This window comes from Pseudoalteromonas sp. SK18 (assembly GCF_001974855.1).
Lineage (GTDB): Bacteria > Pseudomonadota > Gammaproteobacteria > Enterobacterales > Alteromonadaceae > Pseudoalteromonas.
Genome location: NZ_MTQB01000013.1, coordinates 28156 through 43587, shown reverse-complemented (window position 1 = coordinate 43587; position 15432 = coordinate 28156). Strand labels below are relative to the sequence as shown.

Here is a 15432-nt window from a genome sequence, read left to right as displayed (position 1 = left end):
GGTAAGCGTTAAACGATATTGCTTTGCTACGCATGAAACTGGTGATGACTAACCGATTTTATGCGTACTATTTTACTTAACGTTTGGAGCGGTTACTGGCCACCCACCGCCAACGGCTTTGTACAGGTTGATTTGACTTGCAAGCAGCGCTTGTTGACCGGTGATCAGTTGCTGCCTTGCGCTATACCAAGTTCGCTGAGCGTCGAGCACTTGCAAAAAGCTATCGACCCCTTTATCGTATCGCGCCTGTGACAAGTCGTAGGTTACTTTACGGCTTTGTAGTAGCTGTTCAAGTGCACTTAATTGCGCATTGTAACCTTCTCTATCAGCAAGCACGTCAGCAACTTCACGAAACGCTTGCTGAATTTTTTGCTGATACGTTGTAACAGCAACTTGTTGCTCTGCATTAGCGACATCTAAATTTGCTTGGTTACGCCCCATAGTAAAAATAGGTAAATTTACCGACGGCATAAAGCTCCACGTGCCCGATCCAGCATCAAATAAGTTACTTAAATCACCTGATGCAGTCCCTGCATTGGCCGTTAAACTAATACTTGGGTAAAACGCAGCACGCGCAATACCTATATTCGCATTTGCGGCAAATAACTGGTGCTCGGCCGCTTTTATATCTGGGCGCTGTGTTAGTAAATCAGACGGAAGGCCGACAGGTACGGCCGGTAAATCAAGTAAAGTATTCAACTCTTTGGTCGGTAGTAAGTCTTGACCCACCGTTTTACCTACCAATAAATCAAGTGCATTTTTATCACGTTTTAATAAACGCTGATATTTTGCAATATCAACCTTTGCAGTAGCTACAGTGCTTTTTAATTGCTCTAGGGTAATCTCAGAGGCAGCCCCTAAATCAACACTTTTTTGCGTTAAAGATAAAGAAGCTTGCTGCGATGACAATGTCTCTTCTGCCAAGGCAAGTAATTGTTGATCGGTCGCATAATTAAGCCAAGCATTTGCCAGCTCAGAAATTAACGACACCTGCATGCTATATTCACTAAGCTGCGTAGAGTAAAGCGTTTGTAATGCTTGCTCTGATTGATTACGTACTTTTCCCCATAAATCTAACTCATAAGCAGTCATGCCTACCGTGGCACTATATTGAGAGCTAATTTGAGGCTGACCACTGGCTGATAAATCAGCTGGCAAGCGTTGACGACTTCCCGTCGCGTTTAAATCAAGTGACGGATATAAAGCCGAGTCTTGAATTTGATATAAACCACGCACTCGTTGCACATTAAGTGCTGCTATTTGCAGGTCTTTATTGTGCTCAAGGCTCTGTGATATCAATGTTTTAAGTTTTTCATCATTAAAAAACTGCTGCCATTTTAATGATGAAACTTGCCCTTTGCCTGCCTCTGATGCATAAGCATCAGGGACAGGTAAATTAAGCGCTTCTTGCTGAGGAGCTAACTGACATCCAGATAAAATAGCTAAAGTTAAAGCACTAAAACTGATTGCTCTTACACTCATTATGCTTCCTCCTGCGAGCTGGTTTTAGCTTTACCTGAAAACAGTCTGCGTACTAAAACAAAAAACAATGGCACAAAAATTACCACCAGTGATGAAGCAGCAAGTGTTCCGCCAATGATTGAAATACCTAAGGCGTTTTGTGCACCCGAGCCTGCACTTGAGGCTATTGCAAGCGGTAATACACCACAAATGAATGCCATTGAGGTCATTAAAATAGGGCGTAAACGAAGTCGTACGGCTGCAATGGCTGAATCAACTAAGCTCAAGCCTTCATCCATTTTATGATTAGCAAATTCAACAATTAATATCGCATTTTTAGAGGCAAGCCCTATGGTGGTTAATAAACCAACTTGTAGGTAAATATCATTTGATAAATTACCTAAAAAAGCAGCCATAACAGCACCCAATATACCCAGAGGTACAATCATCATTACTGCAAATGGGATAGACCAACTTTCATAAAGTGCTGCTAAACACAAAAATACAAATAATAGTGAAAGGCCATACAGAAGCGGTGCTTGGCCACCACTTGAACGTTCTTGGTATGAAATAGCAGTCCATTCAGAGGCAATACCATTAGGTAATTGCTTTACTAAGCGCTCCATTTCATCCATGGCCTCACCTGTACTGTAACCTGGCGCAGCACTGCCTTGAATTTCCATAGCTGAAAAACCGTTATAGCGCTCTAGACGAGGCGAGCCATATGACCAATATGAACTAGCAAACGCGGAGAATGGCACCATGTCGCCGCTCTTATTTCGCACATACCATTTATTTAGATCCTCAGGCACCATGCGCGCATCGGCCTTACTTTGCAGATATACCTTTTTAACGCGGCCACGGTCGATAAAATCGTTCACATAACTACTACCCCAAGCAGTCGAAAGCGTACTATTAATATCACCTTGTGATAAACCAAAGGCTTCTGCTTTTGCAAGATCAATATCCAATTGTAATTCAGGCATATCTTCTTGCCCATTAGGACGAACACCTGCCAGTATTGGACTTTGACTCGCCATACCTAATAACTGATTACGTGCTTTTAATAGCTCATCATGACCTAAACCAACCCGGTCTTGTAAAAACATATTAAAGCCATTAGCAGTACCAAGTTCAATAATAGCCGGAGGTGGGAATGCAAATACAAACGCCTCTTTTATCGTTGAAAAATAGCCCATGCCTTTTCCTGCAACCGCCCCCACTGATAAGTCGTCACGTTGGCGCTCATCCCAGTGCTTTAAGCTCACAAAACCAATAGCTGAGTTTTGTCCTGAGCCTGCAAAACTAAAGCCGGTAACTGTGAATATTGAAGCAACAGCTTCAGACTGTTCCTCCAAATAATGGTTTTCTACTTTTTTAACCACTTCAAGCGTTTGCTCTGTTGTTGAACCTGCTGGCAGCATTACTTGGCTAAACAAAATACCTTGGTCTTCGTCCGGTAAAAACGCAGTGGGTAAGCTTGAAAAAATAGTGACCATACCACCGACAATCAAAACATAACTAAGCAAATAACGTTTAGAGTGCTTAATCATTCGCCCAACAAAGCCTTGTGCACCTCTATTAGTTTTATCAAAGCCACGGTTGAAGCCTGAGAAAAAACGACCTATAAAGGTACCATCAGTATGCACATGACTCGGTTTTAATAACGTAGCACATAATGCAGGTGTTAAAATAAGCGCGACTAATACCGACAACCCCATTGCTGTAACCAGTGTTATAGAGAACTGACGGTAAATAACCCCTGTAGAGCCACTAAAAAATGCCATAGGGATAAATACCGCCGACAACACCATGGCAATACCCACTAGCGCGCCTTTAATTTCATCCATAGACTTTCGCGTTGCTTCGACCGCAGAGAGCTTTTCTTCTGTCATTAAACGTTCTACGTTTTCAACTACCACTATCGCGTCATCGACCAACAAACCAATGGCCAGTACCATAGCAAACATAGTCAGCGTATTTATTGAATACCCAAAGGTAAATAGAACGCCAAACGTACCTAGCAGTACCACTGGTACGGCAATGGTTGGGATAATAGTTGCTCTAAAGTTTTGTAAAAATAAGTACATCACAACAAATACCAAAACAACGGCTTCTATTAGTGTATGAACTACTTTTTCAATTGAAAGTGCAACAAAGGGAGTGGTGTCATAAGGCACAACTGCTTCAAGTCCCTGTGGGAAAAACGGCTTAAGCTCTTCAAGTGCATCTTTGACTCCCTGCGCGGTATCAAGTGCATTGGCACCACTGGCTAACTTTACACCGAGTCCTGATGCAGGCTTACCATTAAAACGAGCAACCACACCGTAGCTTTCACCGCCAAGTTCAACATCAGCAACGTCTTGTAAACGTACAACCGACCCATCACTGTTGGTTTTTACTAAAATATCTCTAAATTGCTCTGGCGTTTGTAATCGACTTTGTGCAGTAACAGTTGCATTGAGTTGCTGCCCAGCAAGTGACGGCATACCACCGAGCTGACCTGCTGACACCTGTGCGTTTTGTGCTTTAATTGCCGCTGATACATCGCTTGGGGTTAGCTTATAGTTTTGTAATTTAGCCGGATCGAGCCAAATACGCATTGCATATTGAGAGCCAAACAACTCCACTTCACCCACACCATCTACACGCGACACAATGTCTTGCACGTTCGACGATACATAGTCACCAATATCAATATTAGTCATACTGCCATCTTGCGACACAAAACCAACAACCAGCAAAAAGCTTGATGATGATTTAGCCACTACCACACCTTGGCGCTGCACTTCTTCAGGTAATAATGGCGTAGCGGTCGCTAATTTATTTTGCACTTGAACTTGGGCAATGTCTGGATCGGTTTCGGCATCAAATGTTAGCGTCAGTGTTGCTGAACCGCTCGACTGTGAGGTTGATGACATATATAACAAGCCATCTAAGCCTTTCATTTTTTGCTCAATAACCTGAGTCACCGAGTCTTCTAAGGTACGTGCAGATGCACCAGGGTAGTTAGCTGTAATGGTAATCGCTGGCGGCGCAATAGACGGATATTGAGCAACAGGCAGGCTTTTAACGGCAATAATACCCGCAAGCATAACCACAATCGCCAATACCCAAGCAAAAATAGGCCTATCGATAAAAAATCGTGACATAAAACTCTCCGTTATTGGCTGTTATTTGCAGAAGACTGCACAGCAGTTGCCGTAACAGGTGCACCCGGGCGAATCTTTTGTAGCCCTTCCACAATCAATTGGTCGCCATCGGCTAAGCCTTCGCTCACCAACCAATTAGCGCCTAAAGTGCGCTCTACTTTTAATACACGGCTTTCAACTGTGTTGTTTTTGCTAACAACCATAGCTGTAGGTTCACCTTTAGTATTTCGGCTTACACCACGTTGAGGCGCTAGTATTGCGTCTGACTTAACACCTTCAACCACCTCAGCACGTACATACATACCTGGTAGTAGTAGCTTTTCAGGGTTTGGAAATTTAGCACGTAGCGTTACCGATCCAGTACTTGGATCAACAGTGACTTCTGAGAACTGTAATGTGCCTTTATGAGGGTATGCAGAACCATCTTCCATTATTAGCTCTACGTCGGTTTGTGTTGTAGAGTCGACACCTAAAGCACCTGATGCCAGTGCTCTTTTGAGTTTAGTTAACTCATTACTTGATTGCGTTAAATCAACATAAATAGGATCAAGCTGCGTAACCGTTGCCAGCGCACTTGTTTGACCTGCGCTAACTAATGCGCCCACAGTAACGCTTGATTTACTAATTTGGCCGCTAATTGGCGAAGAAACATGGCTATAATCAAGGTTAATTTGCGCGCTTTGTAATTGCGCTTTTGCCGTTAATAATTCTGCAGATGCCTGTTTAAACGCGGCATCAGCTTCGTCAAAATCTTGCTGGCTTACAGCTTTAATTGCTAATAATTCTTTATAACGAGACGCTTTAGATTTACTGCTGGCAATACTGGCTTCTGCGCGAGCAACCGCCGCTTTACTGGCGGCTAATTCTGCTTCAAAAATGTCAGGGTTGATTTGGTAAAGCGCTTGGTCTTTCTCAACCTGGGTGCCCTCTTCAAATAAGCGTGATTGTACAATTCCACTCACCTGAGGACGAATTTCAGCAATTTGAAACGCACTTACACGCCCTGGTAATTCTTTTTTAAGTGTTATTGCTTGGCTGTTTAATGTGACAACACCAACAGGAGTCGCTGCAGGAGCAGAAGCCTTAGGTTGCTCAGCTACCTGATCGCAGCCACTTAAAGCAACAGAACCAACGAGGGCTGAAAATACAAAAAAAGCGATGCGGGAGCGCTGCATGTTAAATACCTTTTAGTTTAGAATGAACGATCATTCTAAACTATAGTACAACAATTAAAAATAGCTACTGAGCAACATTTACACATTTTTACAATTGACTATAGTTATCACCAAATTAACTCAAACAATAGTTTTGCTGTAGCAGTAACACCCATAAAAAAGGCAGCCAATGCAAATGCATTGGCTGCCGTTAATAAATAATTTAATTTTAGCGGCTATTATTCGCTATCAGGATTTACCCTAGAGACAAGTAACTGCTCTATACGAATGCCTTCTACATCCACTACTTCAAATTTAAAGCCTGAAAATACAATAAATTCTGCACGTTTGGGAATATGCTTCATGGTATAAATTAAATACCCGGCCACCGTTTCATAATGGTTTTGATCAGGGAACTCATCTATTTCAAGTACCTTAGCTAATTCAACAATAGGTGTTAAACCATCCACTAACCAAGAGTTAGCATCACGCTCAATGATTAACTCTTCACTTTGATGCGTTATTAAATCACCCATAAAGCCTTTCATTAAATCTTTAACTGTAACCACCCCAACCACTAGCGCATATTCATTGACCACCACTGCAAAAGGATGAACGGCAGTTTTAAACGCATTTAGCGCTTCAGATAAGCTCAGTGTTTCTGGTAGGTAAAAAATATCTTTATCGAGCATGTCATCGTTAATATTCGCGGCTTCACCTTTAAGCACTTGGCGTAAAATATCTTTTGACTCTACCGTGCCAATTAGCTTATCTAAATTGCCTTTACACACTAAAAAGTGATTATGCGGATGCTCAATAATTTTATTAGCTATGTCATCACTCGACTCATCAATGTCAAAGTACACCACTTGCTCGCGAGGTGACATAACGCTCGATAAAAAGCGTGCTTCTAAATCAAATACATTACCAATTAAGTCATATTCCTGCTGTTGCAAGCTGCCATATTCAGCACCGGCATCCATCATGGCAACAATATCCTCAGTAGTAACAATATCCTCACGCTCACTCGGCACTTTGAAAACCCGCAATACTATATTGGTTAAACCGTTAAAAAATAATACCAGTGGTGTAAGTGCGAAAGTAACCCAGCGCATAATTGTAACTACACGCACAGCAACAGCTTCAGGTAAAATCATTGCTAAACGTTTTGGGAGCAAATCAGCAAATAATATAAACAATGAGGTAATAATTAAAAACGATAGCAAAAAGCTAATTTGCCCAAGTAACGGACCTTGATAAAATAACTGCAGTATTTCTTGCACGTAAGGCGATAATGCCTGCTCCCCAACAATCCCACCTAATATGGCAATCGCATTGAGCGTAATTTGGATCATGGCAAAAAAAGCACCGGGCTGCTCTTGCAGCTTTAAAACCGCCAGCGCTTGCACATTTCCTTCGTCAGCCATAACTCTTAATTTTATTTTGCGTGAAGCGGCAATCGAAATTTCTGACATCGCAAATAACGCACTCATCAAGATTAATAAAGCAATCCCGATTAAATCACCCATTTATAACTCCAAAATAATCGCTTTTATTAGCAAAAGCAGCTGGATTATAGCCGCTTTTATAAACAGGGCAATTGATATTTAGATAATATTATTTTATTAAATTAATCAATGATTTAATATTTATAGTTGCGACTCATACAAAGCAAAGGCCGCACTAAGTTGTCGCTTTAGTTTATTGGGTAGGTTTTTGTTACACGCAAAATATAAGGGAGCTTGGCTGACGTTGATGGGCATTAATGGCTCGAGCTGTAGTTCATTTAATAAGTGGGACTGTTCATGATTTATTCTCTGTGCAGGTATTACAACCAAATCAATGCTGGAACTTCGCGCTCTAATTATTTTAAAAATATTATCAAAGCTATTAAAAAGCATTAAATTTTCGTTTTCTTTAAAGCCTTGGGAGAGTAAATAGTGGTGGCTGTAATTATCTTTTAATACTGCAATTCTATATTGCTTCGCCTGATCAAGGCTTGTTAGCACAATGCCTTTGCTCTTAAGTGAGTAAAAGTTAGTATCGAACTGGGCTAGTTTAGCAAACCAAACAAAGCTACTCTCACGTTCAGGTGAGCGAGAAATTGAAAAAATACAGGTTTCGGAATCCCTCAATGCGATATTATATGCCATGCTCCAATCGTTGACTGAGATTGAATAATCAATCCCAGCATTATCAAGCACTAATCGTACTATATCGGCAGCATCACCGACTAAATTGTTGTTCGCATCAAGATACTGCGCAGGTGCAAAATTCTCTGTTACAACAGTGAGTTTAGCTGCGCAGTGTTGGCTTACAATGAGTAATAATACAAAACACCACTTAATCACAATAACCCGCTCTATTAAATTTAAGACGTCACTTTTCAATAAAAGCCAATTAAATATAGCGGGTTATTTGCAAATAGCCAATTTTTAGCTTTTGAAATTAGCGGTTCATTGCGTTAATTAAAAACGCTGAGATTTTAGCGCCTTCTCTCAGTGTCGTCTCAGAGCTTGATTGACCCACTAAAGAGCTGTCAGTAAACGGAGCTATCTCCATCATATCAGCCCCCGTTATAGGGAATTCATCAGCAATCGCTGACAAAATATCAAGTGCGTGTTGTGGCGTTAAGCCATTTTCTTCGGGTGTACCTGTTGCTGATGCAAACTCTGCATCAAGGGCATCAATATCAAAGCTTACATACACTTCATCAACCTTGTCTGCTTTTAATTGCGCAATAGCATCAGCCGCAACCGCAGCTGCGCCACGCTCTATAATTTCAGCAGCCCAATGTTGTTTTACGCCAAAAGTACTTTCCCAATGTGATTTAGGCTTGCCACTTGAGCGAATACCAAATTGAATTAAATGATGCGGCGCTGGTAAGAATTCTAAAATATGTGTGCACCAAGAGCCAAAACATAAGTCGATGCCCAAACGCTCTACGAGTAAGTCGGTGTGAGCATCAAAGTGAATAATTGCCGTACGTTTACCTTGCTCGCGTTTGGCTTTTAAATACGCTTTTGTTAACGGGTAGCTAATTGAGTGGTCGCCACCAATACCAAAAATACCTTTGTGTTGGAATGTCGCATAAAAGCTATCACACACATCTTCAGTAATAGACAATGGGCTTACATAATGATCGTTATTGTCATTTCCGTACAGCGCTTTTTGGCAGTTGGTAATAGTGGCCTCATTTAAATACTTATCGTGCAATAAATGCGGTATTACACGTACATCACCTAAATCAAACGAGCGACATTGTGTTTGTTGATCAATCAATGCTGAGCGTAAAAATAAAGGCCCCCAGTTAGCGCCACGTAAAATCCCACCACCGCAATCAGAGCTAATGCCTAGCATTACTGCTTTGTGTGGTGAATTAGGCAGCTCGTTAAGTGAGTCACGCCATAAAACATCGACATTTTCAGTTTGCCCATATAATTTATTTCTAAGCGCTGCTTTGCGTTCTTTAGCCGTATTAACCGTAAAAACACCGTCACCAGGCGCACATAAACAGTGTTCAACTTTATCTTTAAATGCTTGAAATTGTGTGCTCATTGTAAACCCTTTTTCAATCTGAATATCTTGTCTATTATTGAGTAGTTATGCAAAACAACGCACGCTGAATTAATTACAGATTATTTGCATAGTATGCTTAAAATCACAGGGCGCTTTATTTTGCTCACTTAGGTTAGTGGTAATTAAAAACCAAGCCTACTCACTAACCAATTGAATATAAACAATTTAAATTATAGCTAACGGCTGTTTAGCCTAGCTACTGGTTTGCTATGAGGTATGAATATAGTGTCTGAGCAAACAAGTCAACTGGCTCATTTTTCAAGTAATTTTTGCCATTGATTGAATATTCAGAGTTGGTGAATAAATCAAATTAAGTCAATACGGACATCCGTCCTGTACTTCATTTATGTTTCTCGTGATTATGGTAAATTGACAACAATTTTTATTAAAAAGGCTTAGTTATGGAAAAGGTATTTCACTTAGGACTGTGTATTGATGATTTAAAAGGTGCAAAACTGGCTATTGTTCCAGGCGATCCAGATCGTGCAGCACGTATTTCACAGTTCTTAGATAACCCTACCTGCCTTGCTCAAACGCGTGAGTTTCACGTTTATTTAGGCCAATTAAATGGCCACTCTGTGGTGGTATGTTCGACCGGTATTGGCGGCCCTTCAACGTCAATTGCCGTTGAAGAACTGGCGCAACTCGGCGTACGTAGCTTTCTTCGCATTGGCACAACAGGTGCTATTCAGCCACACATTAACGAAGGCGATATTTTAATTAGCCAAGCCTCAGTTCGTTTAGATGGCGCGAGTCAGCACTTTGCACCACTGTGCTACCCTGCCGTATCTGATTTTTTTGCCACGCAAGCCATGGTAAAAGCCTGTGAAAACCTCAATATTGATTTTCATATTGGTATTACCGCTTCAAGCGATACCTTCTACCCAGGTCAAGAGCGCTACGATACACACTCTGGTTATGTACCTAAGTCATTACAAGGTAGTTGTGAAGAATGGCAAAAATTGGGCGTAATGAACTATGAAATGGAATCGGCCACTTTATTCACTATGTGTGCCGCACTTGGCTTACAAGCCGCTTGTGTTGCAGGTGTATTGGTAAATAGAACACGTCAAGAAATTCCAAACGTAGACCACGGCGAGATTGAGAAAAAATCTGTTGCCGTGGTACTTGAAGCCGCTAAAGTGTTACTTGGCTAATGTTGCGCTAATCACCTCAAGTGTTGGCAAGCCAGTAAAGCTTGCTAACACTGCTTTTGCCACCCCTGATTGGTTTTCATGACCGGCAGTTTCTAATAAAGTAATTGATTTTACTGTTTGCTTATCAAAGCTTAGCCCTGCTAAAAATAGCTGGCTCACTGCGCTTTGCAATGGCGATAAGCTCGGGCTATACGCTGCATTTTCAGCATAACTACCGTAAAAATCACCGTTTTCAAACGTACTTATTTTAACTGCACTGTAATTTTGGCTGTAAGGCACATAAGCCGCTAAAGCATAGCTCATCAACTTCTCATCAAGCTCTATCTCTTTAAAGCGATTAGTTTGCTCTGCCGGATTAAATAAGCTGTGCTCATTACCTAAATCAGTTGGTCCAAATGAATGCGGTAACAGCTCTGCTAATTTAAAGTTTTGTGCTGGCAATAAAATATCAAGTTCTTTAGCATCAGCCAGTTCATTCATAAATTGACGACAGTACCCACATGGGACATCACTTATCGCTATTTTTAGCACTTTCTTAGCGCCATTTAACCAGGCATTATTAATTGCTGATTGCTCACCATGCACTACTAAACTAAGTGCTTGATGATCAAACTCCGCATTGGCACCAAAGTAAAAAGTGGTATTTTCTTGTGAATCAAGCCCTTTTACAATTGCGCCGACATGAAATTGAGAAATTGGTGCAACTGAAAATTCAGATGCCATAGGCACTAAGCCTTGCAATAAAGTATCTTCGCTGACATTAAGTTCGGTGCAAAGCGCTTTAATATCGCTTGAATGTAAAATACCGCGTTGATTTTTTAATTGACTACGTAGTGCTTGTGTTTGGGCTACGTTTAATGAGATGTGTGAATTGCTAAGTGCTGTATTATGTTGCACTTTAAAAGTTGCTGAAGCCATAATAGTTTTTATTTGTTCAATGGCTAAGTAGTGTAAAAGGTTGGCAAACGAAATACCAGCCTATTCAGCGTAAAAAAAGGGAACACGTCGCGTGTTCCCTTTTTTTGTTTTATTAAAATAGAAATTAACCTGTATTTCGCATACCCGCTGCAATACCCGTCATGGTGATCATTAAGGCATTATCTATATCGCTTTCATTACCTTTATCATCGCCACGAGAGCGACGTAATAACTCAACCTGTAACACGTTAAGTGGATCGGTGTATGGATTTCTAAGCCCAATAGACTCTTTGATCCAAGGCTGATCTGCCAATAGACTTTTTTGTGGGCTTAATGATTGCACTAAGGTTATCGCCTCACCAAGCTCATCACGTAAAGCCACACCTAAAGGCTTGTACATGTCTTCCACCAGCGCATTGTCGTAGTGCTCACTTAGCCAGCTATCCGCTTTACTAAATACCATTTCTAGCATTTCTAAACGGGCTCTAAAGAACGGCCATTGCAAACTCATTTCACTTAAGGTTTCAATGCCATATTTTTCAAGCGCCGCTTTAAGCCCGCTTAGTGCGCCTAACCATGCAGGCAGCATTAAACGGTTTTGACTCCACGCAAATATCCACGGAATAGCACGTAAGCTCTCTACCCCACCATTCGGGTTACGTTTAGCGGGCCTTGAACCTAACGGTAATTTAGATAGCTCCAATTCTGGTGTTGCCATTCTAAAGTAAGGTACAAAGTTTTCATCGTGGCGTACCACATTGCGGTAGTGCTCACACGATACATCACTAATTAATGCCATCACTTCGCGCCATTCATCTTTGGGCTCTGGCGGTGGTAATAAGTTACTTTGCAGCACCGCCCCCGCGTATATGTTTAAGCTTTGCAATGCGACATTGGGTAAGCCAAATTTAAAGCGGATCATTTCGCCTTGCTCTGTCACCCTGAGGCCCCCTTTGAGTGAACCCGGTGGCTGCGAATGCAAGGCTTGTGCTGCAGGCGCACCGCCTCGACCAACCGTGCCTCCACGACCATGAAATAAAACCAGCTCAATACCGCGTTCATCCGCCAGTTGCACTAATTTGTCCATTGCTTCATATTGTGCCCAGCCAGCAGCCATCATACCGGCATCTTTGGCTGAGTCTGAATAACCAATCATCACATGTTGAGTATTTTTAATATGACCTCGGTACCACTCATTATTAAGCAATGTAGTAATAACATTATGACCATCATTTAAATCATCTAAGGTCTCAAATAATGGCGCCACAGGGAGCTCAAAACCGCAGCCTGACTCTTTAAGTAATAGCTGCACCGCTAAAATATCAGAAGCAGTTCGGGCCATAGAAATAATATATAAACCAAAGGTTTTTGCATCTTGCTGTGCAATAACATCAAAGGTGTCGAGTACCTCTTGTACATCAGGACTAGGTTGCCAATGCTTAGGAATAAGCGGGCGACGAGAGTTAAGCTCAGCGAGCAAAAAGGCCTGTTTATCTTGCTCTTGCCATTGATTGTAGTCACCAATACCTAAGTAACGAGTTAGTTCAGAAAATACATCACTGTGCCTTGACGAATCTTGGCGCACATCCAGTTTTGCCAAACGCAGTCCAAAGCTATTTACTCGGTGGATCATATCCAGTAGTAAGCCATTGGCCACCACTTGCATGTTGCACTTTAATAATGAACGATAACATGCCTCAATAGGGTGTTTAATTTGGTTGATATCGGTGATTAAATCTTGCGACTCAGTGCGCTTATTTTTAATTTTAGCGCTTAAATGCATCACCGTTTCTGCAACTTGATTTTTAACTTCTTTCAAAACAGCCCGGTACGGTTCAAACTCTTGCCCTGCCAGCTTAATAAGCTCATCGCTGGCATCCGACATTGAAAGTTCAGCACAGAGTGTTTCTAAATCACGCTGGTATAAATCCAATGCCATCCAACGGCCATGATCGAGCACTTGCTTGGTTACTTCGGCGGTTACAAACGGATTACCATCACGGTCTCCGCCCATCCATGAAGTAAATTCAATCGGGCTGTAATCTGCAGGCAATTCTAAGCTTAAATGCTGTTTTACATGCTGGCTAAACTCACGTAAAAAACGAGGCACCGCTTCCCACAAACTGTTTTCAATGACTGCATAGCCCCATTTAGCTTCATCGACAGGGCTTGGGCGTGAACGACGAATATCGTCAGTATGCCATGCTTGGCTAATTAACTGCGCAATACGGTTTAATATTGCCTCGCGTTCTTGCGCAAGATTGTCGGTACGCTCAAGCGACGCTAAACAATCGCTAAGTTCAACGTGTTTATTAATAATGGTACGGCGAGTCACCTCGGTTGGGTGTGCTGTTAGTACTAAGTTTATGTGGAGTTTTGAGAGGGTATCGGCTAAATGGTTATGATTAAGCTGACCTTGTTCGGCTTTTGCTGCTAACGTTTTTAATGTTTGAGTGAGAGGATTTAGTTGGCAAAAACCAACATCATTAAAACGTGATACGGTATGAAACTGCTCTGCAACATTCGCTAAGTTTAAAAAATGATTAAATGAACGGGCAACCGGTAAAAGCTCTTCATCACTAAGCGCATGCAGTACGTCTATTAGCGCTTTACGATCAGCTTCATTGCCACTGCGAGATGATTTTGATAAAGCCCGAATTTCTTCTACTTTATCTAAAATATCTTGTCCTTGAGCATCTTTAATAGTTTGTCCTAATAATTGCCCAAGTAAATTTACATTACCTCGCAAGGCGGCATATTGTTCACTCATTTTTAGCTCTCCTTTGTTTCTTTGAGGCCTATTAATATCATTATGTTTACTTATTTAATAGATCCATTTGCAACAGCATGTCGTAAAAAAGCATATGTAAAATAAACACAAAGCGATGACATGATCATTTTTTACGATGGTAATTGCCCCCTTTGCAATGCAGAGATGCAGCATTTAAAACGTGCCGATGTTGATCATAAAATTACACTAGAAGATTTAAATTCTGATGACTTTAGTGAGCGTTTTCCCGCAATCGATAAGCAACACGCCATGAATATACTGCATGCCCAAACTGATAATGGGCAGATGATTTATGGCTTAGACGTGACTTATCAAGCTTGGCGTACTGTTGGCAAATACCCTTGGCTTAAAATTATTCGTTTGCCCGTCATTCGTTTTTTTGCCGATCATGCTTATACTTTCTTTGCTAAGTACCGTCATCACATTAGCCGTTTTTTAATGCCTAATGCACAGTGCAATTCAGGTCAATGCAATATCAAAACCAAAGGTGGAAAATGAAAACAGTGATTTTATTTGGCGCCAGTAGCGCCATTGCTCAATCTTACGTTAATCACTTAAGCCAACAAGCAACACAATTTAATATCATTTGTGTTAGCTCATCGAATATTAATCACAGTGATAAAAGTGTAACCTATTTTCATAGCGACTATTCAGCGCAAAGCTTGAGTGAGCTTACAGACTCGCTAAAGTCTCAGCAGGTTGAGCTTGCTCAGGTGATTATATTTAATGGCCAACTACACAATGGCCAACATATGCCTGAAAAAAAACTCGAGGACATCAATAGTGATTATTTTATTCAGCTTATGCACTCTAATACGCTTGTCCCTCTGCTATGCATGCAAAGCATAATGCCATTACTTAACCACAAAGTTCATTGCACAATTACCGCTTTAAGTGCTCGTGTAGGTAGTATTAACGACAATAAATTGGGTGGCTGGTACACCTATCGCGCATCAAAATCAGCACTTAATATGCTATTTAAAACAGCCGCTATTGAGCTTGCTCGTCGTGCTAAAAACACTAAACTAGTCTTATTTCACCCAGGTACCACAGATACTGAGCTATCTAAGCCATTTCAAAAAAATGTACCTGCCGATAAACTATTTACCCCTGAGTTTGTTGCCCAACAATTATTCAAATTTACTTACGATAATCCCCAATTAGAACTTAACGGCGAACCTGCCTACCTAGATTGGCAAGGAAACACCATAAAATGGTAA

At 41.3% G+C, this 15432-nt stretch carries 11 protein-coding genes; 3 read left to right on the top strand and 8 right to left on the bottom strand.

Annotated elements, in window-relative coordinates:
- Positions 1–72 precede the first annotated feature (72 nt).
- From BW139_RS11035 to BW139_RS11010, 6 genes are all read right to left on the bottom strand, one after another.
- On the bottom strand, positions 73–1482 hold the full coding sequence (locus BW139_RS11035; RefSeq protein WP_076919680.1) for an efflux transporter outer membrane subunit: 1410 nt from the start codon (positions 1480–1482) through the stop codon (positions 73–75).
- Positions 1482–4613 carry an efflux RND transporter permease subunit gene (locus tag BW139_RS11030; protein WP_076919679.1) on the bottom strand — a complete coding sequence of 1044 codons (3132 nt, stop codon included), beginning with the start codon at positions 4611–4613 and terminating at the stop codon, positions 1482–1484. Before BW139_RS11030 ends, BW139_RS11035 begins: the two co-directional genes overlap by 1 nt.
- Before the next feature lie 11 nt (positions 4614–4624).
- Complete coding sequence (locus BW139_RS11025) at positions 4625–5788, bottom strand: efflux RND transporter periplasmic adaptor subunit (protein WP_076919678.1); 1164 nt, start codon at positions 5786–5788, stop codon at positions 4625–4627.
- 218 nt (positions 5789–6006) lie between these two features.
- Positions 6007–7296, bottom strand: a complete 1290-nt coding sequence (locus tag BW139_RS11020; RefSeq protein WP_076919677.1) for a hemolysin family protein — start codon at positions 7294–7296, stop codon at positions 6007–6009.
- Positions 7297–7416: 120 nt separating this feature from the next.
- Positions 7417–8118, bottom strand: coding sequence for an ABC transporter substrate-binding protein (locus tag BW139_RS11015; protein WP_076919676.1), 702 nt, complete (start codon positions 8116–8118; stop codon positions 7417–7419).
- A gap of 97 nt (positions 8119–8215) precedes the next feature.
- Positions 8216–9325 carry an arginase family protein gene (locus tag BW139_RS11010; protein ID WP_076919675.1) on the bottom strand — a complete coding sequence of 370 codons (1110 nt, stop codon included), beginning with the start codon at positions 9323–9325 and terminating at the stop codon, positions 8216–8218.
- A gap of 422 nt (positions 9326–9747) precedes the next feature.
- Here BW139_RS11010 and udp point away from each other — a divergent pair, with 422 nt between their 5' ends.
- Positions 9748–10503 carry a uridine phosphorylase gene (udp, locus tag BW139_RS11005; protein ID WP_076919674.1) on the top strand — a complete coding sequence of 252 codons (756 nt, stop codon included), beginning with the start codon at positions 9748–9750 and terminating at the stop codon, positions 10501–10503.
- Here udp and cdd read toward each other — a convergent pair.
- Together cdd and ppc are read right to left on the bottom strand one after the other, a co-directional pair.
- The gene (gene cdd / locus BW139_RS11000; protein WP_076919673.1) at positions 10492–11421 is read right to left on the bottom strand and encodes a cytidine deaminase; all 930 of its coding nucleotides are present in this window, start codon (positions 11419–11421) and stop codon (positions 10492–10494) included. The two genes, udp and cdd, sit on opposite strands and share 12 nt — an antisense overlap.
- Before the next feature lie 124 nt (positions 11422–11545).
- Positions 11546–14191, bottom strand: coding sequence for a phosphoenolpyruvate carboxylase (gene ppc, locus BW139_RS10995; RefSeq protein ID WP_076919672.1), 2646 nt, complete (start codon positions 14189–14191; stop codon positions 11546–11548).
- A 120-nt stretch (positions 14192–14311) separates the two neighbouring features.
- Here ppc and BW139_RS10990 point away from each other — a divergent pair, with 120 nt between their 5' ends.
- A complete protein-coding gene (locus BW139_RS10990) occupies positions 14312–14710 on the top strand; it encodes a thiol-disulfide oxidoreductase DCC family protein (RefSeq protein ID WP_076919671.1) in 399 nt (132 codons plus the stop codon).
- Entirely contained in the window at positions 14707–15432 is a 726-nt protein-coding gene (locus BW139_RS10985) for an SDR family NAD(P)-dependent oxidoreductase (RefSeq protein ID WP_076919670.1), read from the top strand. Before BW139_RS10990 ends, BW139_RS10985 begins: the two co-directional genes overlap by 4 nt.

Bases quoted from the DNA above. Each gene is read 5' to 3' on its own strand.
- BW139_RS11035 (WP_076919680.1), bottom strand. From the start codon at position 1,482: ATGAGTGTAAGAGCAATCAGTTTTAGTGCTTTAACTTTAGCTATTTTA.
- BW139_RS11030 (WP_076919679.1), bottom strand. From the start codon at position 4,613: ATGTCACGATTTTTTATCGATAGGCCTATTTTTGCTTGGGTATTGGCG.
- BW139_RS11025 (WP_076919678.1), bottom strand. From the start codon at position 5,788: ATGCAGCGCTCCCGCATCGCTTTTTTTGTATTTTCAGCCCTCGTTGGT.
- BW139_RS11020 (WP_076919677.1), bottom strand. From the start codon at position 7,296: ATGGGTGATTTAATCGGGATTGCTTTATTAATCTTGATGAGTGCGTTA.
- BW139_RS11010 (WP_076919675.1), bottom strand. From the start codon at position 9,325: ATGAGCACACAATTTCAAGCATTTAAAGATAAAGTTGAACACTGTTTA.
- udp (WP_076919674.1), top strand. From the start codon at position 9,748: ATGGAAAAGGTATTTCACTTAGGACTGTGTATTGATGATTTAAAAGGT.
- cdd (WP_076919673.1), bottom strand. From the start codon at position 11,421: ATGGCTTCAGCAACTTTTAAAGTGCAACATAATACAGCACTTAGCAAT.
- ppc (WP_076919672.1), bottom strand. From the start codon at position 14,191: ATGAGTGAACAATATGCCGCCTTGCGAGGTAATGTAAATTTACTTGGG.
- BW139_RS10990 (WP_076919671.1), top strand. From the start codon at position 14,312: ATGATCATTTTTTACGATGGTAATTGCCCCCTTTGCAATGCAGAGATG.
- BW139_RS10985 (WP_076919670.1), top strand. From the start codon at position 14,707: ATGAAAACAGTGATTTTATTTGGCGCCAGTAGCGCCATTGCTCAATCT.